Annotated in this window: 18 protein-coding genes; 7 read left to right on the top strand and 11 right to left on the bottom strand. The window is 53.5% G+C overall.

The window, feature by feature from the left end:
• Positions 1–11 precede the first annotated feature (11 nt).
• Positions 12–1196 carry a benzoate/H(+) symporter BenE family transporter gene (locus SERAS12_RS10930; RefSeq protein WP_013812706.1) on the bottom strand — a complete coding sequence of 395 codons (1185 nt, stop codon included), beginning with the start codon at positions 1194–1196 and terminating at the stop codon, positions 12–14.
• Between the two features lie 112 nt (positions 1197–1308).
• Here SERAS12_RS10930 and SERAS12_RS10935 point away from each other — a divergent pair, with 112 nt between their 5' ends.
• Positions 1309–1872 (top strand): helix-turn-helix domain-containing protein, encoded by a 564-nt coding sequence (locus SERAS12_RS10935; RefSeq protein WP_013812707.1) that lies wholly within the window; start codon positions 1309–1311, stop codon positions 1870–1872.
• Between the two features lie 159 nt (positions 1873–2031).
• Positions 2032–4122, top strand: coding sequence for a prolyl oligopeptidase family protein (locus SERAS12_RS10940; RefSeq protein ID WP_041416077.1), 2091 nt, complete (start codon positions 2032–2034; stop codon positions 4120–4122).
• Between the two features lie 71 nt (positions 4123–4193).
• Here SERAS12_RS10940 and dtpA read toward each other — a convergent pair whose 3' ends face one another.
• The 3 genes from dtpA to SERAS12_RS10955 all read right to left on the bottom strand — a co-directional run bounded on the left by dtpA (position 4194) and on the right by SERAS12_RS10955 (position 9332).
• On the bottom strand, positions 4194–5714 hold the full coding sequence (gene dtpA / locus SERAS12_RS10945; protein WP_013812709.1) for a dipeptide/tripeptide permease DtpA: 1521 nt from the start codon (positions 5712–5714) through the stop codon (positions 4194–4196).
• Between the two features lie 907 nt (positions 5715–6621).
• Entirely contained in the window at positions 6622–7947 is a 1326-nt protein-coding gene (locus SERAS12_RS10950; protein ID WP_013812710.1) for a glycoside hydrolase family 30 beta sandwich domain-containing protein, read from the bottom strand.
• Positions 7944–9332 carry a glycoside-pentoside-hexuronide (GPH):cation symporter gene (locus SERAS12_RS10955; protein WP_013812711.1) on the bottom strand — a complete coding sequence of 463 codons (1389 nt, stop codon included), beginning with the start codon at positions 9330–9332 and terminating at the stop codon, positions 7944–7946. Before SERAS12_RS10955 ends, SERAS12_RS10950 begins: the two co-directional genes overlap by 4 nt.
• 142 nt (positions 9333–9474) lie before the next feature.
• Here SERAS12_RS10955 and SERAS12_RS10960 point away from each other — a divergent pair, with 142 nt between their 5' ends.
• From SERAS12_RS10960 to SERAS12_RS10975, 4 genes are all read left to right on the top strand, one after another.
• Complete coding sequence (locus SERAS12_RS10960) at positions 9475–10326, top strand: helix-turn-helix transcriptional regulator (protein ID WP_013812712.1); 852 nt, start codon at positions 9475–9477, stop codon at positions 10324–10326.
• A gap of 179 nt (positions 10327–10505) precedes the next feature.
• Positions 10506–11408, top strand: coding sequence for an AraC family transcriptional regulator (locus SERAS12_RS10965; protein WP_013812713.1), 903 nt, complete (start codon positions 10506–10508; stop codon positions 11406–11408).
• Between the two features lie 247 nt (positions 11409–11655).
• Positions 11656–13032, top strand: coding sequence for a glycoside-pentoside-hexuronide (GPH):cation symporter (locus tag SERAS12_RS10970; protein ID WP_013812714.1), 1377 nt, complete (start codon positions 11656–11658; stop codon positions 13030–13032).
• Positions 13029–14636, top strand: coding sequence for a glycoside hydrolase family 43 protein (locus SERAS12_RS10975; protein ID WP_013812715.1), 1608 nt, complete (start codon positions 13029–13031; stop codon positions 14634–14636). Before SERAS12_RS10970 ends, SERAS12_RS10975 begins: the two co-directional genes overlap by 4 nt.
• 365 nt (positions 14637–15001) lie before the next feature.
• Here the strand turns inward: SERAS12_RS10975 and nth are convergent, their stop codons facing one another.
• From nth to rsxD, 4 genes are read right to left on the bottom strand one after another with little or no spacing between them, the layout of a single operon-like run.
• Positions 15002–15637, bottom strand: coding sequence for an endonuclease III (gene nth / locus SERAS12_RS10980; protein WP_013812716.1), 636 nt, complete (start codon positions 15635–15637; stop codon positions 15002–15004).
• The gene (locus SERAS12_RS10985) at positions 15637–16335 is read right to left on the bottom strand and encodes an electron transport complex subunit E (RefSeq protein ID WP_013812717.1); all 699 of its coding nucleotides are present in this window, start codon (positions 16333–16335) and stop codon (positions 15637–15639) included. The genes nth and SERAS12_RS10985 overlap by 1 nt, the downstream gene beginning before the upstream one ends.
• The gene (gene rsxG, locus SERAS12_RS10990; protein WP_013812718.1) at positions 16332–16961 is read right to left on the bottom strand and encodes an electron transport complex subunit RsxG; all 630 of its coding nucleotides are present in this window, start codon (positions 16959–16961) and stop codon (positions 16332–16334) included. Before rsxG ends, SERAS12_RS10985 begins: the two co-directional genes overlap by 4 nt.
• A 9-nt stretch (positions 16962–16970) precedes the next feature.
• On the bottom strand, positions 16971–18056 hold the full coding sequence (gene rsxD / locus SERAS12_RS10995) for an electron transport complex subunit RsxD (protein ID WP_013812719.1): 1086 nt from the start codon (positions 18054–18056) through the stop codon (positions 16971–16973).
• Positions 18057–18435: 379 nt separating this feature from the next.
• On the opposite strand from rsxD, the gene SERAS12_RS11000 reads away from it, so the two are divergent.
• The gene (locus SERAS12_RS11000; protein ID WP_013812720.1) at positions 18436–19329 is read left to right on the top strand and encodes a helix-turn-helix domain-containing protein; all 894 of its coding nucleotides are present in this window, start codon (positions 18436–18438) and stop codon (positions 19327–19329) included.
• Positions 19330–19421: 92 nt separating this feature from the next.
• Here the strand turns inward: SERAS12_RS11000 and rsxC are convergent, their stop codons facing one another.
• Genes rsxC through rsxA form a run of 3 tightly spaced genes read right to left on the bottom strand, consistent with a single transcriptional unit; the run spans position 19422 to position 22967 of the window.
• Positions 19422–21821, bottom strand: coding sequence for an electron transport complex subunit RsxC (rsxC, locus tag SERAS12_RS11005; protein WP_013812721.1), 2400 nt, complete (start codon positions 21819–21821; stop codon positions 19422–19424).
• Complete coding sequence (rsxB, locus tag SERAS12_RS11010) at positions 21814–22386, bottom strand: electron transport complex subunit RsxB (protein ID WP_004943888.1); 573 nt, start codon at positions 22384–22386, stop codon at positions 21814–21816. The genes rsxC and rsxB overlap by 8 nt, the downstream gene beginning before the upstream one ends.
• Positions 22386–22967: an electron transport complex subunit RsxA gene (gene rsxA / locus SERAS12_RS11015; protein WP_004938443.1), complete on the bottom strand. Its 582-nt coding sequence runs from the start codon at positions 22965–22967 to the stop codon at positions 22386–22388. The genes rsxB and rsxA overlap by 1 nt, the downstream gene beginning before the upstream one ends.
• Positions 22968–23039: the final 72 nt, after the last annotated feature.

Below are 23039 nucleotides of genomic sequence, written 5' to 3' on the forward strand. Positions count from 1 at the left end.
TTACGCCTGGATCAATCCATTGTGCGCCGTGGCAGCGACAAAATGAGATGCGCGAGCGCGCCGCCAATAACTCCCCAAAATGCAGAGCCGACGCCGAGCAGCGTTACGCCGGAGGCGGTGATCAGGAAGGCGATCAGAGCGGCATCGCGCTGTTTTTCATCCTGCAGCGCGCGTTGCAAACTGCCGGCGATAGTACCGAGCAGCGCCAGCCCGGCAATGGTGTGGATCAGCGCCGGCGGCAACGCGCTGAACAACATGCCGATAGCGCCGCCAAACAGCCCGGCGAGCAGATAAAACACCCCGGCGGCAGCGGCGCCCATATAACGGCGCTGTGGGTCGGGGTGCACGTCCGGCCCCATGCAAATGGCGGCGGTAATGGCGGCGATGCAAACGGAGAACCCGCCGAACGGTGCCAGCAGCAGTGCGGTCAATGCCGTCCAGCTGATCAGCGGCGAAGTAGGGACGCTATAGCCTGCGGCCTTCAGCGTAGCGATGCCGGGGGCGTTTTGTGATGCCATGGTCACCACAAAGAAAGGCACGCCGATGCCAAGCAGCGTCGACCAGGTGAAATGCGGTGCAATAAATTCCGGCACCGCGAAAGCCAGCGGTTGCTGAGAAAGATGAATAGTGCCCTGCAACGCCGCAATAGCCAGCCCCACCAGCAACGTCAGCACAATCGCATAACGCGCCAGATAGCGGCGGCTCACCAGATACATCAACCCCATCCCGGCGCTGAGCACGAAATTTACCTGTAGCGAAGCAAAAGCGTCCAGGCCGAAGCGCAGCAGGATCCCCGCCAGCATGGCCGCCGAAATCGCCTGCGGAATAGAGTCCATCAGCCGGGCGAACAGCCCGGTGACGCCGCACAGCAGGATCAACCCGGAGGTGAAGATAAACACGCCAATCGCTTCGTTGATTGGCGTGCCGGGCAGGCTGGTGACCAGCAGCGCCGCGCCCGGGGTCGACCAGGCTGTCAGGATCGGTGTACGGTAATACAACGAAAGCCCAAGCGAGGTCACGCCCATTCCCAGCCCCAGCATGCTCAACCAGCCGCCGATCTGCACTGGCGTGGCACCGGCCGCCGCCGCGGCCTGAAAGATAATGGCCGCGGAACTGGTGTAACCCACCAATACCGCTACAAACCCGGCCATAACGGCGGGCAGGGTCAAATGACGCAACGAGATGGCAGGGCGCATGGCAGACTCCGGCTGTAATTGTGCGTTATAACGCACAGAGATGAATGAGCATAGCACCGTGCGTTATAGCGCACAAGTGGCTATAATCAGCCGGAATTCAGAAGGGGGAATCATGCAGGAACTGTCCGGCCATCTGGCGCAAACATTGAAATCGCTGCGTGCGCAGCGCGGCTGGAGCCTGGCTCAGGCCGCTGAGAATACCGGCGTCAGCAAGGCGATGCTGGGGCAGATAGAACGCGGCGAATCCAGTCCAACGGTGGCGACGCTGTGGAAAATCGCCACCGGTTTTAACGTGGCGTTTTCCGCTTTTTTGGAGATATCGCCGCTGCAAGAGCAGGCCACGTTGCATCGTTATGGCGATGCGCCGGTGTTCAACCAGTACAACGCCGATATGCGGGTGGTGCCGCTGTTTCCGTTCGACAGGCAATTGGGTTTCGACATGTTCGTTATCGACCTGGCGCCGGGAGCGCTCAGTGAATCGTCGGCGCACGAACCGGGCGTCATTGAACATGTGATTGTCATCAGCGGCCAGTTGGATCTGGCGGTCGACGGTCAGTGGTACAGCCTGGCCAGCGGCGAGGCAATGCGCTTTCAGGCCGATCGGCCACATGCTTACCGCAACGCCAGCCAGGAGACGGTGCGCATTCACGATCTGATCCACTATCCTAAATTTTGACTCAACGGCATGGGCGCAGGCTTTGACTCCGCTGCGTCAACGATCTACCTTGTTGAAAATGAGTCTTATTTATCCAGGAAGGAGAACTTGATTTTGCCGGTTAGCAATCGACGCCAGTTTATTAAACTCAGTGCACAAACCGCAGGAGCCGTATTCGCGATGACTTCATTACCGAACAGTGTCCGCCTGGCGATGGCGGCGGAGGGCGGCGCCAGCGCCACCGATGAGTTCCTGTGGCTGGAAGCGCTGCAGGGCAAGGCCGCGCAGGCATGGGTGAAGCAGGAAAACCAGCGGACTACCGCGCGTTTTGCCCAAGGCAAAAGCTTTCAACAGGTGGAAAAACAGGTGCTGGAGATCCTGAACAAGGACAGCCAAATTCCGTGGGTCGCCAAGCGCGGCGATTACTACTACAACTTCTGGCAGGATCAAACCAATCCGCGCGGGCTATGGCGGCGCACCTCGCTGCAGGAATACCGCAAGGCCAACCCGGCCTGGGAAACGGTGCTGGATATCGATGCGCTCGGCAAGGCGGAAGGCAAAGACTGGGTGTTCCACGGTTCCGAGCCGTTACCGCCGGAGTATCGTTATTGCCTGGTGGAATTGTCGCCGGACGGCGGCGACGCCACAGAGATACGCGAATTCGATCTGGTCAGCAAAGCGTTCGTGAAAAACGGTTTTGTGCTGCCGGTGGCGAAAAGCCAGGCGTCGTGGATTGATAAGGATACCCTGTTTGTCGCCACCGACTTTGGCGCAGGTTCGATGACCCAATCCGGTTATGCGCGTATCGCCAAACGTTGGCGGCGCGGCACGCCGCTGAGTGCCGCCCAGACGCTGTATGAGGCGCAACCGCAGGACATGACGGTGTTTGCTTACCACGACCACATGCCGGGGTTTGAGCGTAGCTACGTGGGCCGTAGCCTGGATTTCTACCGCCGTGAAGCCTTTCTGCTGACCGAGCAGGATCGGCAAATCAAAATTGATATTCCCGCTGACGCCGAGTTCAGCACGCACCGTGAATGGCTATTGATCAAACCGAGCAGCGACTGGGACGTAGGCGGCACGCGCTATCCCTCAGGTTCGCTGCTGGCGGCCTATTTCGATGATTATCTGGCGGGTAAACGCGAACTGACGGTGTTATTCACGCCGACCGCGCAGGCGGCGCTAAGTGGTTATAGCGGCACACGCGACCACCTGATCCTCAGCATCATGGACAACGTGGTGAATCGGCTGGAAGTGCTGACGCCGCAGGGTAAAAACTGGCAGCGCAGGCCGCTCGGCAATCCGGGCGCCATCAGCACGATTTCCGCCGGCGGGATTGACGATGAAACCAACGATTATTTCCTGACGATTGGCGGATTCCTGCAACCGACTTCGCTGTACCTGGGGAATCTCGACGGTGGCGAGGCAGAGCTGCTCAAGCAGGGGCCGCAGGACTTTGACGCCGGCGGTTATCAGGTCAGCCAGCATTTTGTCGCCTCCCGCGACGGCACCCGCGTGCCGTATTTCCAGATTTCGGCCAAAGGCATCAAGCTGGACGGCAGCAACCCAACGCTGCTGTACGGCTATGGCGGTTTTGAAGTGTCGCTGCTGCCGGGTTACATGGGCAGCAAGGCGCCGGCCTGGCTGGAGCGCGGCGGGGTGTATGTGGTGGCGAATATTCGCGGCGGCGGGGAATATGGGCCGGCCTGGCACCAGGCGGCGCTTAAGCAGAACCGCCATCGCGCTTATGAGGATTTTGCCGCAGTGGCGCAGGATCTGATTGCACGAAAAGTGACGTCGTCACAGCATTTGGGCGCGCGTGGCGGCAGTAACGGCGGGCTGCTGGTGGGTAACATGCTGACGCTGTACCCGCAGCTGTTCGGCTGTATCGTTTGTGAGGTGCCGCTGCTGGACATGCAGCGTTATACCCAACTTTCCGCCGGCGCTTCCTGGATTGCCGAATATGGCGATCCGGCCAAAGCGGAGGAGTGGGCGTACATCAAAACCTTCTCGCCTTATCACAATATCAAAGCGGATGTGCCTTACCCGCCGGTGCTGTTTTACACCGCTACCAGCGACGATCGCGTCAATCCGTCGCACGCCCGTAAAATGGCGGCGCGCATGCAGAAAATGGGGTATCAGCAGGCCTACTTCTATGAGAATACCGAGGGTGGGCATAGCGCCGCCGCAGACAAGAAACAGGCTGCGTTCCACAGCGCGCTGGTCAGCGAATTTATGTGGGCAACTTTGAGCGGCAAGTCGCCAGACTGAGAAGAGAGAGGTTGAAATAAAAAACGGGGCGTTGTTGAGACGCCCCGTTTTTTGTCTGTCCGAAACCGTTATCAGTTAACCGCTGCGGCGGCCTGCGCTTTCTTTTCGGTGTCTTCTGCGGTGTCCAGAGTCATGCGGTACAGCTTCGGTGCGGTCAGCATCATCAGAATGGCAATGACGGCGGTGGCGATACCGATTTGCATAAACACGTGGCTGTAGATAGCCAGTGACGCGTGCGCATCGTTGATGTCGCTTGGTACGGCGGTCAATCCCGCAACCTTGCCGGCAATCAGCGCGGCGGCAGCGGTGGTCAGGAACCATGACCCCATAATAAAGCCCATCAGGCGTTGCGGCACCAGTTGCGCCACCATGGCCAGACCCAGGCCGGAGATCATCAGTTCACCGATGCTTTGCAGCCCATAGCTCAGGATCAACCAGTTAACCGACACGATACCCTGTTCGTTGGCGAAGCTGGCGCCCCACGGCAGTACCAGGAAGGCGCCGGAGCACAGGATCATGCCGAAGGCGAACTTGTGCGGCATCGGCAGACGGTCACCCATCTTGTTATACAGCGCCGCCAGAATCGGGCTGGCCAGCATAATCCAGAACGGGTTGAGCGCCTGATACTGTTCAGGTTCAAACGCCAGGCCGAGGATATTGTGCTCGACGTTATGAATGGCGAAGAAGTTCAGCGAGGTCGGCATCTGGGCATACAGCACGAAGAACACTACCGCTTCCAGCATCAGCAGAAAGGCGACGATCATCTTGCGGCGCGCTGCACCGTGCAGCGTAAAGGCTTCCTTGGCGAACACGACCACAATACCCAGGGAGATAATCGCCAGCGCCCAGCGGGCAATGATCTGGTTGTGCAGCAACCAGCTTGACAGGGCAACCAGCGCCACGACGCCAACCAGCACCATCAACAGCTTCTTGACCTGCAGCGGCTTAAAGTCCGGCTTGGAGCCGTGTTGTTTCACCCACTTGTGGCAGACCATAAAGTTGACCAGGGTGATTAGCATGCCCACCACGCTCAGTGAGAACGCGACGCTCCAGCCATATTTCGCCGCCAACCACGGGGTCGCCAGCATCGACAGGAAAGAACCGATATTGACGGACATATAGTACATGGTGAATGCACCGTCCAAACGCGGATCGTCTTTCTCATAGCAGGTCGACAGCAGGGAGGATGGGTTCGCCTTGAACAGGCCGCTGCCCACGGCGATGGTCGCCATGCCCAGATAGACCCAGAAGATTTCATGGCCGGAGTACGCCACCATGGCATAACCGACGGCCAGTACCAGCGCGCCCAGCACGATCACGCGCTTGGAGCCCAGCACTTTATCCCCCAGCCAGCCACCGATGGCAACGAAGCCATACACCAGGGCGCTGAAGGACGAGAACAGGGTAATGGAGTCGGCTTCGCTCAGGCCAAGCATTTTGACCAGATAAACCGCCATGATGCCTTGCAGGCCGTAATAACCAAAACGTTCCCACAGTTCGATCGAGAAGATCAGGTAGAACGCCTTAGGTTGTTTGAAGGCGTTAAGACTGACGCCCTCAGGGTGTTTGCTGTTGTTGTTTGCAGTTGACACTGGTACCTCTGATTTTTCACTGCCCCGTCTCGTAGAGACGAGAAATGGCAAAAGGTGATGCAGGACTGCATCCTTCTGCGTTGTTATAGGATGGGATGACGGCGGTTAATGTTCACTATCTTTGTCAGCGAGGCAAGCCGTTTGTCATACTCTGTTACATATAACGTTCGCGTTGTGAAACAACCATGTTGCAAATGTTATTCAGCATTAACTTTTGCCTTGATTTGTTTTGGCGAATTTTTGTTTTGATTAAAAGCTATACGAAATTTAATTAGTGATATATTCTGCTGTATTGTCTTTTTGTAGTCGATATAAATGCTGTCGCTAATCAACCTGCTGGATTGTTGTGTGTAATGGTTGTTTTGTAAAATTATAGAAATTTAAGACAATGGGGCTGGCGGTTGTGACGACAATGTGATCGCGAAAGCGTGATTTATGCCGCAATTTTTGACTAAATTTTCGCTTGAAAATAACATGGAAGTGAGTTTTTCGCTGAAATCCACGAAATCGCCAAGGTTACTGCTGTTCAGTATCACATTTCTGATAAAAAATAGGGCAGTGGCAGGGGAAGTGGCGCACGCAGGGTAGCGCGTGAAGAATGTTATATCTGCAACAGGCTATAGCGCTAAAAGGCGCTATCCAAGGTGGGCAAGCAGGCTCAGGTTCAAACGACATAGGTTATGATTTTTTGCCTTCAAACCTTGGGAGCGGTACTCACGTGATGTGCTCGTTGTTGCCCCAATAGCTCCTACGGAACTATCACGCGATAGCGGATAGTGCCACGCATCGCATAAAGAGGGGCTGCCGCCCCGGCGGCCAGAAGATACCGGCTTCGCCGCGTCGCTCGGGGGAGGATTGGCGTACTGCAACAGGGGAGATAAGGCCCATTATTTCAGGGCCATTATTTTTAATGGTAATCTTTTACTATTAATGTACTTATCGAGTTTTCATGAAGGGTAAACTCAACGGTTCTTCCCCCAATGGCAAGCCTCAGTTCTCTTTTATGAAATGAAGGGTTATTTATCGTGATGATGACCGAGTTATCAGGGTTTTCGAACGCAACGGCATTACCACTCATTGCACCGGTTAATGGTATTAGCCGGGCACCAGGTACAACGTATCGAGAAAAGTGACGCATAACGCTATATTCTGGATTATAACTTACTGATTTTGTTTCTTTATTTATGGAGATCATACTGTTTTGCTTCCAACCCCAGGTACTTTCCCCCCCTTCAGCCAACACCATGTTCCAGTAAAAGTAGCCGTTGGCACCATTGATTAAGTAATGTCGGAACAAACCAAAAATATAGTGCGCGTACTGCCAGCTATTATTTCCATCACCACATTCACTTTCTGTTTGGTAATAGCGTAATTCAGGGTAACTCATTACGGTTCGTTGAATGGCATTCTTACCGGCCCACTGATAACCCACGCCGCTAACATATTGGTAGGCTTCGGGGTCGGAAAGTACACAGTTGGCGTAGTCATCATAGTCTTGTCCCGGCTCTTTCAAAAATTCCGGAGCATTGATGGTTCCTAACCAGATCTCGCTGTCTATGGGTTCTTGCATTAAGAGTGGGCCAAGATACTCTTTTATAAACTCTTTCAACTGCTCGCCGCTCCAGACACAAGAGGGGAACTTTTGATCGGCGACAACTTCATTTTGAATATGTACCTGCGCTATGCGCACACCTTCTTTCTCATAGTGTTCGATAAATTTTTTAAAATATAATGCGTAAGCTTTTTGCGCCCGTTCATCCCGGCGAAGACGGCCAAAATTACAGGCTTGGTGTGTTTTCAGCCAGGTGGGTGGGCTCCAGGGGGAGGCAAAAAGCGTCATGTTTGGCTGACGCGCAAGTGCCTCTTTTATATAAGGCAATAAATAACGTTTGTCACGCTCAATGGAAAAGTGTTCCATGGCGTAATCTTCCTCTTGTTCATTGAGGCTATACCAGGATACGGCATAATCACTTGCGCCGATCGGTACGCGTCCCAGGGTAAGCCGACATTCACCCTCTGGCGAAAACAGGTTATCCAGGATGTCGTGCCGCTGTTTGTCGTCCAGAGCATTTAACGCCGTCATCCCCAGTTCATTGAAGCACCCGCCGAACCCTTCCACCTGACGACCACGGAGCTTGGACAGCTGCAGGTTAGCGGGTTTAATTGTTTCTAGAAGACGGTCGCATTTCTGCCATTGTTCCGTATCAGATGATGTGATCCATTCAATATTCATATGTCAGCTCTCCTGTGAGCATTATCAGACAGCGTGTTTTCGGGAAAAGGGGCAACAGAGTGGGTGAGTAACAAAGCCAATTTTTTATCGTTGAGAGAGTACCCATGCATAATCAGGATCAAACTGAATGTCAGAATACCGGGCAAGACCGTAAACAGGAGTGTAATCATGAGTAAAGCGCTATTTCCCTGTATTGCGGCACCACCAATATAATTCCCCCAGGCCAATAACCAACCAATCAGTGCGCCACCAATAGCAATACCCATTTTAATTGCAAATAAATTAGTGGAAAAAACGATGCCACTTAAATGGCGGCCGCTGACGCGTTCCTCTACATCTATCACATCTGAGAGCATGCTCCATTGCAATGGAGTGGCCGCAAGTTGAATGACGTTAATCAGAAAAATCATCGTGCAAACCAGCATGATCTGCGACGGTGAGATAAAGTAGAACAGGCATAATAAAATAGCCTCAGCAGCCATGGCCAGCTTGAACCCCAGTACTTTATCCGTGTTTTTGAAAATAATGGGAGATAATAGTGCGCCTACGATACCCGCAATGAGCGTGAGTGTGAGCAACGGCGTCGCCAAGTCTGGTCTGTGCATGACGCTGTTGATATAATAAAGGGCGGAGCCACCTTTAAAAATAACGGCGATAAGATTAACTACGTTGAGCGTAAATAACAGACGCCAATCCTTGTTTGCACACAACACCTGAAAATCACTCCAAATGCTGTGGTGTTGAGTATCTGCAGCTGGAATGTAGCGTTCCCGAGTATTTGCGAAACAGATGTAAAAGAAAATAATACTGAGCGATCCCATTACCATCATTGCGTAAAAATAACCTTGTTGCAGGTTGCCGTGACCGAGGTATTTCACCAACGGAAGCGCACTCAATGATACGATCAGCCCACCTAATGTACTCAGCGCAAAACGCCATGATTGCAAGGAGACGCGTTCTCGCGGATCTCTCGACAGATTGTTGATCATTGCGCAATAAGGCACGTTGATGGCAGTGTAAACGAGAGAAAGTAACGTATAAGAAATGTAGGCATAAACAAGCTTGCCAGTATAACTGAAATCGGGCGTATAAAATGTCAAAGTACATAAAACGCCGAATGGAATGGCAAACCACAACAGGTAAGGGCGGAATTGGCCGAATTTGCTGCGCGTACGATCGGCGATTGCACCCATAATAACATCGGTTACGGCATCGATAACGCGTACGGCGAGAAACATTGTTCCCATATGCAGGGGGGAAAGTCCAAAAACGTCAGTGTAAAAATAAGCCATAAATAACATCAGCGTTTGCCAAACCAGATTGCAACCGGTATCACCTAAGCCATAGCTTATTTTTTCTTTTATAGAAATAGATATTTCAGACATTAATGTCTCCTTCGGGCGAGTTGTGCTCCGAACGGGTGGTGGTTGATGAAAAATCAATAAGCCCGGGGTGAAGTAATAGTATTGCTTTTTTTGTGATTTATATGTATTAAACAGTGATATTTATATAATAAAAGTGAACTCCATGAGTGATGCCGGTCCCATTTATGAACATATTCCTGTCCCCACGGGGCGGGCATTCACGTTAAGGCGCGATGACAGCACCCACTTTGTTGGCCTGTCTATCGCAACGCATTTCCACTTAATGTATGAGGTTATGTGGTTTCCTGCGGCAAGGGGTAGTTTCACCATCGGCAATGAAACTTATTTGATTAAAAACAATACGTTGATATTTATTCCTGCCTTGTTGTGCCATGAGATGCAGTTGGAACCGCAACAAGACCATTTGCGGTACTTACTTCAGTTTGAAGTGCAGTGGCTGCAAAACTGCGCCATCAATCTGCAACCCGAACAACGCATTCAACCGATGATAGGCTATGTCACTCAGAGCGAAGCAGACAGGATCGAAAATTTGCTGGGTTGGGCTACGGAGCACCTGAAGCAGGACAACGCAGAAGAGTTGGTGTTGTCGCTGTTGAAAACATTTTTATTGTTTACACTGCAAAAAATAAACTGTCCCGCATCTACTATTGCAGCCGAGCATATCGACAGGCTTATCGAGCTCATTCGTTATATCGATATTAACCAAGAGTATACACTTGCAACATCTCTGGCGGCAAAACGCTGTGATTGGTCCGTGTCTTATTTCTCTCGCACTTTCAAATCCATTTTTGGGCAAACACTGCAAGATTTTTTATTAACGCGGAAACTTACGAAAGCCGTGCGCCTGTTATCTTCTACCGAGCTAAAAATCAGTGAAATAGCGGAGCAAACTGATTTCACGGACAGCGCTTATTTCTGTGCCAAGTTCAAAAAAATAATGGGGTGCTCACCAAGAAACTTCAGGATAAGGATACGCAAGACAGGCGAGTTTTGAATCCTTAAGCCGAGGCGGGACGTTACGTAATGAGCATATTAGTGTAATGACCTGCCGGCCGTTATGCGGTGCGGCAAAGGGCGGGTCTTCAAACACAGTCAAGCACGGTGTTGATTTTTAGCTTTAAAAGGCGTAACAAATGGCGTTATCGACGTCTTTTTATAAGAAATTTGCGTATTATGTGGAACGTAGATCACTTTTTCGAAAAAATTGAAACGACGCTGGGCACAGATTACATGTTGCGCGCACGGGAGGCTGTGCCTGAGAAAGGGGTATACATCAGGCCCCACGTACATTTGGAACATGAGATTATGTGGTTTCGCCACGCCGAAGGTTTTTACTCTATCGGCAGCGAAAAATTCAAACTGAGAGACAATACCTTAGTCTTTGTGGGGCCGATGAGACTCCATGATATGGAGTTGGCATTCACCGATAATCATGAGCGCTTCTTGCTGCAATACAATAATACGGTGCTGAATCGTTTGAAATATCAGTTTCCCGTGACGCCTCCGCACGCCGGGTTTGTATTGCAACTGAACGAGCGCGATGCCGAACGCATGCAATTTCTCTTCAGATGGTTCACCGATATGCATGACGCCCCCCATACTCTCTGTGAAGCGAATCCGTTGTTAATACTCTTGCTCAATACGGTGTTTACCCATGCTCAACATGCTGAGCAAGTCACCGTCAGTGATGAAAAAAATAACATCTTCGACAAGATAATTGATTTGGTCGTACATGTTGAAAAAAATGCAACCTTCAACATGACGTTGAATGAAGCCGCTGCGCATTGCTCTCTCTCGACAAGCCATTTCTCCAGAACGTTCAAAAAAATCATGCAAGTCAGTTTTAAAGAGTACCTGGTCGGGAAAAAAATTTCTCAATCCACCGAGCTCCTCAGAAATACCGAGTTAAGCATTACTGACATTGCTTATCAGTGCGAATTTACCGACAGTGCCTATTATTGTTTCAAATTCAGATCGCTAATGGGGGTAACGCCTAAAACATTCAGAACTAACAGTCGCTCCACGAAGCAACTGTCTACTAAGCACGATAATCTTGTCCGCCAGGAGAAACCCTAAAAACCTCATTAGAAACAGGTTATATAACCTGGCCGTCGTTCCCACACGGCGAAACGACCGTTCAAACCCATGTCTTCGGAATTCAGGCAATCATCACTTTCCAAAATGGTGATCTCCGTTACCCTGCAAACGCAAAAAAATTATATAAAATCCACTTTCCGTTACAGCCGCCTCCCAAGGTAAAGATTATTTTTGATACCAGGACGTCAGTGCTTTCTGACTCTATAAAACCTCAAAAGGTATCAACATGTCTAAACTCACGGTTAAAGAGAAAATAGGCTATGGATTGGGCGACGGCGCATCGAACATCATCTGGCAAACCATCATGTTGTTCATGGCGTATTTTTATACGGATATTTATGGCCTCAGCGCCTTTCATATGGGAATCATGTTTCTCGTCGTACGTATCCTGGATGCTTTTTTCGATGTGTACATCGGATTTTTAGCCGATCACACCTCAACAAAGCACGGACAGTTCAGACCCTACTTACTTTGGTTCTCATTGCCCTTCGGTATTCTTGGCTCTCTCACTTTTTTCACCCCAGAATTCGGTGAAACGGGCAAACTCATCTATGCCTATGTTTCTTATACTGCATTATCACTGCTTTATACGTTGGTAAACGTCCCTTATTGCGCCATGATTAATAACCTCTCCCAGAACCCGGACGAACGCGTTTCCATGCAATCGTACCGCTTTGCCTTCGCGGCCCTGGGCGGGATCATTGTCTCGGTTATTGCGCTGCCGCTGACTAAAACCCTGGGGGGCGGCAATCTGCAACACGGCTACTTTTACTCTATGGTGTTGATGGGGATAATCAGCACCGTTATGTTTTATCTTTGCTTCGCATTGACCAATGAAAAGTATGTTCGCCCTGTAGACAAATCACAGAAGTTCAGCACTGTTTTTAAAGAACTCCGCCATCTTTCATCCGATAGAAACTGGCGGAAGTTATTTTTACTCAATGTGGTGAACCTGACGGCTGGTATTTTAAAAACCGGTGGTGCAATGTATTTCGTTACTTATTATTTACATCGACCCGATCTGGTTAGTATTATTTTAACCATTATTCTTGGTGCCAAGTTTTTTGGATCAATGTTTACCACTGCTCTGTACTCGAGATTAGACCGATTATTTGCTTATAAAATGGCAATGACGGTGCAGGCGGCCATCATGTTCGGTTTGTTTTTCGTTCCGGCACAATATGTCGTTGTTATCTGTGTGATTATCGGATGTATCCATTTTATAAACTCTACGGCAACGCCGTTACAATGGAGTCTCCTCAGCGATATCATTGACCATATTGAAAGTAAAGCCGGGAAGTCATTCAGCGGGCTGGTTTTTTCAACGAACATTTTTGCCATCAAAGTCGGTATTGCAATAGGTGGAGCATTGATGGGGTGGTTACTGACGGTCGGTGGTTATATAGGAAACTCGGCTACCCAAGCGGATACTGCCACTCTTTGTATTCGTCTTATCTTCACGGTTATCCCAGCGCTATTAATTTTGAGTCTTATCCTGATTCTCAGAAAATATAATCTTGACCAGAAGAAGGATGGTGGCGCGTATTCGCCAAAAAATGCGTCTACCGACGATCTTTCAGAAGTAAAGGGAGAGTTAAGATGACAATCATTAATAACCCTATTTTACCAGGATTTAACCCTGATCCTTCTATTATCTATGCTAATCATGCCTATTATATCGTTACTTCAACATTCGAATGGTTTCCTGGTATCTGTCTCTATAAATCTTTTGATTTAAAAAACTGGAAATTAATCTCATACCCCCTTAGCAGGGCGAGCCAGTTGGATATGAAAGGCAATCCGGACTCTGGCGGGATCTACGCGCCTTGCCTGAGTGTCGATAAGGGGCAATTTTACTTGGTTTACACCGATGTAAAAAACCTGACGGGCAGGTTTTGGGATGCCAACAATTTTATCGTGACGACTTCTGACATTGAGGGGGAATGGTCTGAGCCAACCTATCTCAACAGCCGGGGAATTGATCCGTCGCTGTTTCATAAAAGAGACGGTACCAAGTGGCTGGTGAGTATGGAGATGAGTTACCGGGATGGGGGGAAGCCGGGTTTCCCGCATTGGAATGGCATCATCATTCAACAATACGATGAGGAAAGCAGAAAACTCATCGGTGAGTGTCAAAAGATTTATAACGGAAGCGATCTGGGCACGACGGAAGGGCCACACATTTATGAGCGGAACGGCTGGTTCTATCTCTTAACGGCAGAAGGGGGGACGTTCTACAATCATGGCGTGACTATGGCACGTTCGCGCCATTTACTGGGGCCGTACGAAACTGATCCCTGTGGCCAGATGATGACTTCCCGTTATGATTGTCGGCTTCCCTTGCAGCGTACGGGTCATGCCGATCTGGTTGAAACCGAGATGGGCGAGTGTTTTATGGTTCACCTCTGTGGCCGGCCTTTGCCTTCACGCGGCAGAAGCCCAATGGGCAGGGAAACCGCCATCCAAAAAGTTTACTGGAGCCACGACGGTTGGTTAAGACTGTCCAATGAGAAAACGACTGCGGATCTTGTCGTCCACTGCCGGTTACCGGAAAAACCGTGGCCTGATGAGCCGCAACGGGATGATTTTGACTCGCCCACTTTGCCGCTACACTTTCAAAGCCTGCGCATTCCGCTGCCTGAGGAAATTTGCAGCTTGAAAGCCAAAAAAGGGTGGTTGCGGTTGCATGGCAAAGAGTCGCTCAGTTCCCACCACTGCCAGAGTTTGGTGGCCAGAAGACAAACTGACTTCGTTTTCAGGGCACAAACATGCGTTGATTTCACACCGACGTCTTTCCAGCAAATGGCAGGGCTGGTCTGTATTTACGATACCACTAATTACATTTATTTGTTTTTGACGGCTGACGGTGAGAGGAAGCGCACCCTTAACCTGATGATTAATGATCTGAACAGATTCAATCAACCGACGGAAAAGGGGATTGAACTGGAGCATGATGGTCCGGTTCACCTAAAAGTTGAGGTTAGCCATGATGCTGCCTTCTTCTTTTACTCCTATGACGAAAAAGAGTGGCATCGCGTGGGGGGATATGTTGAATACAGCAAGCTGTCCGATGAATACTTCAAAGAAAAAGGCCATGAGCGGTTTACTGGCGCATTTGTCGGTATCTGTTGCCAGGACTTTACGGGGGAAAACGCGTATGCAGATTTTGATTATTTTTCTTACGTCCCGATTATTGAAGATAAATAAGCAGGAAATACCTCGTCATGGAAAACTGACAGATTCAACTCCAATCATTCGCGGTGTCGCCGCGCTGCAGGGCGCTATCACTGACTAGTCACACAATATGAAAACTGTCTGAACGTGCGGCCCCTGGGCAGATCAACAACACAGAGCCTTGCTCAGGGCGACAGGTTCTTTACTCTCGGCGTGCCGGCGGCTCTCAACGGCATGGCACGCACAGTGGATGAAACCGGCTCTGAGACGTTGCCGTGACAATAAATAACCAGAGATTGCCCAATCCTCCGGGTTCTGCAAGCCATCTGATTGTGAGAGTTTACATAAAGCCATAACTTCACGATGGAAAGATGCGCATGCGGGTTTTTATTTGTACTTTACACCTCGGTTTTACCAGCGAACTCGCATAAATCTTCAATGATGCAGGAGCCACAGCGGGGTTTGCGCGCAATGCAGGTATAGCGGCCGTGCAGGATAAACCAGTGGTGGCAATCGACCTTGAACTCGCCCGGCACCACCTTCAGCAGCTTCTCTTCGACCTGATCAACGTTTTTGCCCGGCGCGAAGTTCGTGCGATTACAAACGCGGAAGATATGGGTATCTACCGCAATGGTCGGCCAGCCAAAGGCGGTGTTGAGCACCACGTTGGCGGTCTTGCGGCCTACGCCGGGCAATGCCTCCAGCGCGGCGCGATCTTCCGGCACTTCGCCGCCGTGCAGCTCAAGCAGCATGCGGCAGGTTTTGATGACGTTCTCGGCCTTGCTGTTAAACAGGCCTATGGTCTTGATGTAACTCTTGACGCCGTCGACGCCCAACGCCAACAGCGCCGCCGGGGTATTGGCCACCGGATACAACTTGGCGGTGGCCTTGTTGACGCTGACGTCAGTGGCCTGCGCGGAAAGCAGCACTGAAATCAACAGCTCGAACGGCGTGGTGTAGACCAACTCGGTGGTGGGTTGCGGGTTGTTGTCACGCAGCCGGGTCAGAATTTCCAGGCGTTTGATTTTATTCATTACGCTTTCTCTGCTTGTCCTGGTTCCAGCGTCGGTTCGGCCACCGACGCCCTGGCGGTGCGTGCCTTCATCCGTTCATCAATCAGGTATTTCACCGCCAACAGCAGGCCCAGACCAATAAAGGCGCCTGGCGGCAGCATGGCCAACAGGAATGGGCTGTCGAAATGAACCACTTCAATGCGCAGCACCTTGGCCCAACTTCCCAGCAGCATATCGGCGCCGTCGAACAGGGTGCCGTTGCCGAGCAGCTCGCGCATCGCTCCCAGGGTCACCATGACGCCGGTTGCGCCCAGGCCGATGGCCATGCCGTCCAGTGCAGACAGGCCGATCGGTTTTTTAGCCGCCACCGCTTCGGCGCGACCGACCACGATACAGTTGGTGACGATCAGCGGAATAAAAATCCCCAGCGACTGGTAAAGGCCGAAGGCGTAGGCGTTGATCAGCATCTGCACGATACTCACTACGGCCGCGATGATCATCACGTAAATAGGGATACGGACTTCACTTGGCACCCAGCGACGCACCGCAGAAATGGAACCGTTGGTCAGCGTCAGCACCAGCGTGGTCGCCAGCCCCAGCCCCAGGGCGTTGGTAACGGTAGAGGTGACGGCCAACAACGGGCACATCCCCAATAACTGAACCAGGGCGGAGTTGTTCTTCCACAGCCCCTGGACAATCAACTCTTTTGCTTCACTCATTCGCTGGCTCCGCAGGCAGGTAAGGTATTGAGTTTAGGCGGCAGCGTTTCCGTATACAATGCCGTGCGACGAACGGCGTTGACTACCGCACGCGGCGTGATGGTGGCGCCGGTGAATTGATCGAACATGCCGCCGTCTTTCTTCACTGCCCAACGCTTGTCGTCCGCGCCTTCAATTTTCTTGCCGCTGAAGAACGAAATCCAGTTCGAAATGCGCAGCTCAATCTTGTCTCCCAGCCCCGGCGTTTCGTGGTGTTCGATCACCCGGGTGCCGAGCACGGTGCCGTTGAAATCGGCGCCGACCAGCAGCTGAATGGCGCCGGAATACCCATCCGGTGCGGTGGTTTCCAGTGCCGCGGCCGTTGGTTGGCCGTTCTTGCGTGCCAGATACAGGCGGTGCGGGGCGCCGTTGCCCAGCGCCGGGTCGCTGACCAGGAAGCATTCGGTCTGCATGTTGTTATCGTAGTTTTCCGGCGGCACCACTTGATCGAGCAGCGCTTTTTGCTGCAGTTCCGCCTGATGAGCGATGGTTTTCTGCGTCAGACTGTGCACCACGGCGGTCAGGCCGGTCGTCACTGCCGCGAACACCGCAAGCGTGGTGCCATGCTTTCTCATTGAATTTAGCATCATGGCTCCTTAGCGATGGCCGTACACGCGGGGTTGCGTGTAGTGGTCGATCAGCGGCACGGTAATATTGGCCAGCAACACGGCGAAGGCCACGCCATCTGGATAGCCGCCATAAACGCGGATCAGCCATACCAGCACGCCAATCAGAGCGCCGTAAATCAGGCGGCCTTTCGGCGTGGTGGAGGCGCTGACCGGGTCGGTCGCGATAAAGAACGCGCCCAGCATGCTGGCGCCGGAGAACAGGTGGATCAGTGGCGATGCCTGATGCGCGGGATCAAACCACCAGGCCAGGCCGGAGCAGAAGGCGATGGTCGCCAGCATGCTGAACGGGATCTGCCAGTGAATCAGGCGGCGCGCCAGCATAAACAGACCGCCTGCCAGGAAGCCGAGGTTAATCCATTGCCAACCAATGCCGGCAAGCGTGCCGCCGAACAGCGGTTGTTGCAGCATCTGCTCGACGCTATGACCGCTGCGCAGGCCGGTTTTGAAACCGTCCAACGGCGTAGCCTGGCTGATGCCGTCAACGCCCATTTGCAGTTCGTGAATAGTGGCCCCCTGTGCGGTATGGCCGCTGAAAATAGCCAGCAGGGTATCCTGGAACGACAGCGCGGTGGCGCGCAGTTCATCCGGCGGCAGCCAACTGGTCATCTGCACCGGGAAGGCGATCAGCAGCACCACGTAACCGACCATGGCCGGATTGAACGGGTTTTGCCCCAGGCCGCCGTAAAGCTGTTTGGCGATAACGATGGCAAAGAAGGTGCCGATAACAATCATCCACCAGGGGGCCAGCGGCGGCAAGCTGATGCCGAGCAGCAGCGCGGTCAGCAGCGCCGAGTTGTCTGCCAGCCGGGTGCGTACCGGTAATTTGCGCAGGGCGAGGATAGCACCTTCCGCCAGCAGGGCGACGACCATCGCCAGCGCGGTTTGGATCAGGTTGCCGTAGCCGAAAAACCACACCTGCGCCGCCATGCCCGGAATGCAAGCCAGCATCACCCACAGCATGATGCGGCTGGTGCTTTGCTGGTTATGGGTGAAAGGGGAACTGGCGATGTGCAAGCCTTTGGCGGCTGTTTGTTGTACCGGCCTGAACTTCATAGAATCACTACACCTATCTTTGCCGTGGATCGGCAGGTTCGACGCGCCTCATAGCGGAGACGCAGGGAAAATAATAGCGCTGCATTCTACCTCAATCACTGAAAGGGTAATACGTCTTAATTGTAGGGGTATTAGGCTTTTAGCACGGGCTGCGCTGTGGTTTAACCGGCCTGTGGCGCGATCGGATTTTTTTTCGCGGTAAAACTGCGCTAGCTTGGGCATGCAGTAGCCAAACTGTTGGCATCGCGGGCCGACGTCAGGCGATAACCACTGGATTTGCATGTTATTTTCGGTACGTTTTTTCGCACAAAATAACAAATTTTACATAATCCATGTGGGTTATTATCCCGAGTATTATTAAGTTAGTGAATACATAATAATGACTAATGAAGATGTATTTTTTATTGAAGAATTAATTGAGTGGGTTGAGATACATCTGGAGAAAAGGCCCAATCTGGACGAAGTCGCGCGCATTTCCGGCTACTCCAAATGGCACTTGCAGCGCAAATTCAAGCGTATCACCGGCATTCAGCTCGCCACCTACATCCGTTCACGCATCCTGACGCGTGCCGCCGTAGCGTTACGCATTACCCACCGTTCTATCATCGACATCTCAGACGAATTGGGCTTTGACTCCCAGCAGACCTTTACGCGCATGTTCAAACAGCGTTTCGACACCACGCCCAACCGTTATCGCTCGATGGACAAATGGGATGTGAAGAACCTGATGCCGCGTTTCAGTTTCGACGCCAGTTTCGCGGCCGATTACTATCCGGAGGTGAAACGTGTAACGCTGCCGGATATGCAACTGGTTGGCTTCTCGCGCCAGCTGGATTTTGCCGCTGAAACGGAAATCGAACAGGCTTCTTGCATGGCGATGAAGGACGAGATTTTCACCGATTTCTTCCGTGGGCTGAACGTGGACTGCCGCCGGGTGTACAGTATCCACTCCGCCCGTAACCGGGATGACAAGCAGTGCTCATCCACTCACGTTATGGCGGTGGAGGCGGAGAACAAAAAGGATATTCTTTCGGGGCATCAGATCGACAATATTCATATTCCTGGCCGCGAGTATATTTCTATCAACCATCTGGGCACGGCGAAAGAGTGTTTACAGTTCTTCGCTTATCTGGTGACCCACGTGATGCCAGGGCTGCGCCATGAGGTGCAGGGCAGCGTAGAAATGGAAATTATTCAACCCAAAGAGTGGAATCAGGACTCGAAGATGCGTCAGATCGACGTCGATTATACCTATCTGATTTCTATTGATTAGGCTGCGTCCCTTAATGACCCGTGGTGCATTCGCAGTTCCATCGAGGGACACAGCCTAAAGCGCCTTGCGTTCTGCAAGGCGCTACCGTCGTTTTACTCTTTATCTGCCTCAGCCGTAGCCAGACTCTGCGCGGCCTTTTTGGCTTTGACGCGAGCGATGGCCGCTGCGACGGCTGCCTTGCGCGGATCTTCCTCCGTCACCGCCGCAGCCGGTTCGGCTGGCGTGGTTTCGACAGGCGTTTCTGCCGCAGCCTGCTGCGCGGCCTTCTTGGCTTTGACGCGAGCGATGGCCGCTGCGACCGCCGCTTTGCGCGGATCTTCCTCCGTCACCACCGCGGCCGGTTCGGCTGGCGTGGCTTCGACAGGCGTTTCTGCCGCAGCCTGCTGCGCGGCCTTTTTGGCTTTGGCGCGAGCGATGGCCGCTGCGACCGCCGCTTTGCGCGGATCTTCCTCCGTCACCACCGCGGCCGGTTCGGCTGGCGTGGCTTCGACAGGCGTTTCTGCCGCAGCCTGCTGCGCGGCCTTTTTGGCTTTGGCGCGAGCGATGGCCGCTGCGACCGCCGCTTTGCGCGGATCTTCCTCCGTCACCACCGCGGCCTGTTCGGCTGGCGTGGCTTCGACAGGCATCTCGGCCTCTGCCTGCTGCGCGGCCTTTTTGGCTTTGGCGCGAGCGATGGCCGCTGCGACCGCCGCTTTGCGCGGATCTTCCTCCGTCACCACCGCGGCCGGTTCGGCTGGCGTGGTTTCGACAGGTGTCTCGGTCCCTGCCTGTTGCGCGGCTTTTTTGGCTTTTACCCGTGCCAGCGCGGCGGCAACCGCCGCTTTACGAGGATCTTCGCCGTCAGCGGCTGGGGCCGTTGACGGCGCCGCCTCCAACTGGGCGCGACGTTCGCGCGCCTGCGCCTTGCGGGCTTCGCGGGCGGCGATCATCTCGCTGTTGTCTGGGGCCTCGCCGTTTACCGTGCCGGTCGCCGGCGTGGCATTTTTACTGCGCACGCGCGCCAGTGCGGCCTGAACGGCATCCTGATCGTCATCGGTCAGTTTGACTGCGGCTTTCTTGTGGCGTTCTTCACGCGCCAGTTTTTCGCGTTCCAGTCGCGCCAGCTTGGCTTCATAACGCGCCTTGGCTTCGGCGGTGCGTGCGGCTTCCTGATCGATGGCTTTGATCTCGGCCTTTTCCTGGCGGTAATACTGCACCAGCGGAATATTGCTTGGGCAGACAAAGGCGCAGGCGCCACATTCAATGCAGTCGAACAGGTTATGATTGCGGGCTTTTTCGTGTTCTTCGCCGCGGCTGAACCAGTAAAGCTGTTGCGGCAGCAGGCCCGCCGGGCAGGCGTCGACGCACAGGCCACAGCGGATACAGGACTGTTCAGGCTCCTGCGGCGCCATTTCGTTGACCGATGGGGCCAGAATGCAGTTGCTGATTTTAACGATCGGCACGTTAAGGGCGGGCAGGGTAAAGCCCATCAGCGGGCCGCCCATCACCACCATTTGCTGTGCCTGCGGCTGGAGACCGGCAAAATTCAACAGGTGCTGCACCGGCGTACCGATGCGTGCCCACAGATTACCCGGCTGGCTAAGCGCATCGCCGGTCAGGGTCACCACGCGCTCGATCAGCGGTTCGCCGTCGACAATGGCACGCTTAATGGCAAAAGCGGTGCCGACGTTTTGCATCAGCACGCCGATGGCGGAAGAGTGCTTGCCGTGCGGCACTTCCTTGCCGAGCAGGATCTTGGTGAGCTGCTTGGCGCCGCCGGAAGGGTATTTGGTCGGGATCACCCGCAGGGCGATGCCCGGTTGACTGCGTAACGCCAGCTTCAGTGCTTCGATCGCTTCCGGCTTGTTGTCTTCGATGCCGATCAGCGTGACCTTAGGTTGCAGCAGGTGACGCAAAATCTGCGTGCCTTCGATAATCTGGTCGGCGTGTTCGCGCATCAGACGGTCATCGGCGGTGATATAAGGCTCGCACTCGGCAGCGTTGAGGATCAGCGTTTCCACGCCGCTCATGCCGCCCTGCAGCTTGCTGGCGGTCGGGAAACCGGCGCCACCCAGCCCGGCGATACCGGCCTGATGAATGCGTTGCAGCAGATCCTGCGCCGCCAGTTGGCGGTAGTCCGACACCGGCTCGCGTTCGCACCAGCGGTCTTCGCCATCCGCCTGGATTATCACGCATAACTCCGCCAGCCCGGAAGGGTGAGCGGTGATATGCGGTTTGATGGCACTGACGATACCGGAGGTCGGCGCGTGTACCGGCACCGTACGGCCGCGGCCAACGGTCAGCGGTTGGCCTTTCAACACCCGGTCGCCGACGTTGACGCACAGCTCGCCTTCCGGCCCAAGATGCTGTTGCAGGGGAATAATAAAACGCTCGGCCAACGGAGCGGTGCGCAGAGGCACTCCGCTGGACTGAGTCTTCATTTCCGGTGGATGGATCCCGCCGTCGAAATCCCAAATCCGGTCTTTTTTGAAGGCGGCGAACAGATTAAGCATGTTGCTCCACGTGGATCACTTGCACCGGAATCGTCTTCATATCCCACTTCCAGTTGGCAGTGGTGGTGGCGACCGGCTTCATTTCAATACAATCGGTAGGGCACGGCGCAACGCACAGGTCACAGCCGGTACAGAGATCGGTAATTACGGTATGCATGGCGCGCGTGGCGCCGACGATGGCATCCACCGGGCAGGCCTGAATGCACTTGGTGCAGCCGATGCAGTTGGCTTCATCGATATAGGCCACCTGACGCACCGGCTCGGCGGCGGCTTCGCTGCCCAAGGGTTGCGGCTCGACGTTAAGCAGCTCGGCCAGTTTCAGCATCACCTGCTCGCCGCCCGGCGCGCATTTGTTGATCATCTCGCCGTTGGCGACGGCTTCGGCATAAGGGCGACAGCCGGGGTAACCGCACTGGCCGCACTGGCTCTGTGGCAGGATCTCGTCGACCTGCTCGGCCACCGGATCTTCTTCCACTTCAAAGCGGCGTGCGGCAAAGCCCAGCACCAGGCCGAACAACAAGCCGAGGGCGCTAAGCGCGGCAATAGCAATCCATAACGCCGTCATTAGAATTTCACCAGCCCGGTAAAGCCCATAAAGGCCAGCGACATCAGCCCGGCGGTGATCAGCGCGATGGAAGAACCGCGAAATGGCGCAGGCACGTCGGCGACCGCCAAGCGTTCACGAATGGCGGCGAACAGCACCATCACCAGCGAGAAACCGGCGGCGGCGCTAAAGCCGTACACCGCCGATTGCAGGAAGTTGTAGCCGAGATTGACGTTAAGCAGCGCCACGCCGAGCACCGCGCAGTTGGTGGTGATCAGCGGCAGGAAGATACCCAGCAGGCGATACAGCGCCGGGCTGGTTTTGCGTACCACCATCTCGGTAAATTGCACCACAACGGCGATCACCAGAATAAATGACAGCGTGCGCAGGTACACCAGATCCAGCGGAACCAGAATAAAGGTGTTGATCACCCAGGCGCTGACGGAGGCCAGCGTCATGACAAAGGTGGTCGCCATCCCCATGCCGATGGCGCTTTCCAGCTTCTTGGATACGCCAAGGAACGGGCACAGGCCAAGAAACTTCACCAAAACGAAGTTATTAACCAGGACGGTGCCAACAAACAGGAGCAGGTATTCGGTCATTGCGATGCCTAAAAAAATAAAAGCCGCCTATTATCGGGAATTGGCGGCATAACGACAACATACGGATAGCAA

This window comes from Serratia sp. AS12 (genome assembly GCF_000214195.1).
GTDB lineage: Bacteria > Pseudomonadota > Gammaproteobacteria > Enterobacterales > Enterobacteriaceae > Serratia > Serratia plymuthica.

Bases quoted from the DNA above. Each gene is read 5' to 3' on its own strand.
- SERAS12_RS10930 (WP_013812706.1), bottom strand. From the start codon at position 1,196: ATGCGCCCTGCCATCTCGTTGCGTCATTTGACCCTGCCCGCCGTTATG.
- SERAS12_RS10935 (WP_013812707.1), top strand. From the start codon at position 1,309: ATGCAGGAACTGTCCGGCCATCTGGCGCAAACATTGAAATCGCTGCGT.
- SERAS12_RS10940 (WP_041416077.1), top strand. From the start codon at position 2,032: ATGACTTCATTACCGAACAGTGTCCGCCTGGCGATGGCGGCGGAGGGC.
- SERAS12_RS10950 (WP_013812710.1), bottom strand. From the start codon at position 7,947: ATGAATATTGAATGGATCACATCATCTGATACGGAACAATGGCAGAAA.
- SERAS12_RS10955 (WP_013812711.1), bottom strand. From the start codon at position 9,332: ATGTCTGAAATATCTATTTCTATAAAAGAAAAAATAAGCTATGGCTTA.
- SERAS12_RS10960 (WP_013812712.1), top strand. From the start codon at position 9,475: ATGAGTGATGCCGGTCCCATTTATGAACATATTCCTGTCCCCACGGGG.
- SERAS12_RS10965 (WP_013812713.1), top strand. From the start codon at position 10,506: ATGTGGAACGTAGATCACTTTTTCGAAAAAATTGAAACGACGCTGGGC.
- SERAS12_RS10970 (WP_013812714.1), top strand. From the start codon at position 11,656: ATGTCTAAACTCACGGTTAAAGAGAAAATAGGCTATGGATTGGGCGAC.
- SERAS12_RS10975 (WP_013812715.1), top strand. From the start codon at position 13,029: ATGACAATCATTAATAACCCTATTTTACCAGGATTTAACCCTGATCCT.
- nth (WP_013812716.1), bottom strand. From the start codon at position 15,637: ATGAATAAAATCAAACGCCTGGAAATTCTGACCCGGCTGCGTGACAAC.
- SERAS12_RS10985 (WP_013812717.1), bottom strand. From the start codon at position 16,335: ATGAGTGAAGCAAAAGAGTTGATTGTCCAGGGGCTGTGGAAGAACAAC.
- rsxG (WP_013812718.1), bottom strand. From the start codon at position 16,961: ATGCTAAATTCAATGAGAAAGCATGGCACCACGCTTGCGGTGTTCGCG.
- rsxD (WP_013812719.1), bottom strand. From the start codon at position 18,056: ATGAAGTTCAGGCCGGTACAACAAACAGCCGCCAAAGGCTTGCACATC.
- SERAS12_RS11000 (WP_013812720.1), top strand. From the start codon at position 18,436: ATGACTAATGAAGATGTATTTTTTATTGAAGAATTAATTGAGTGGGTT.
- rsxC (WP_013812721.1), bottom strand. From the start codon at position 21,821: ATGCTTAATCTGTTCGCCGCCTTCAAAAAAGACCGGATTTGGGATTTC.
- rsxB (WP_004943888.1), bottom strand. From the start codon at position 22,386: ATGACGGCGTTATGGATTGCTATTGCCGCGCTTAGCGCCCTCGGCTTG.
- rsxA (WP_004938443.1), bottom strand. From the start codon at position 22,967: ATGACCGAATACCTGCTCCTGTTTGTTGGCACCGTCCTGGTTAATAAC.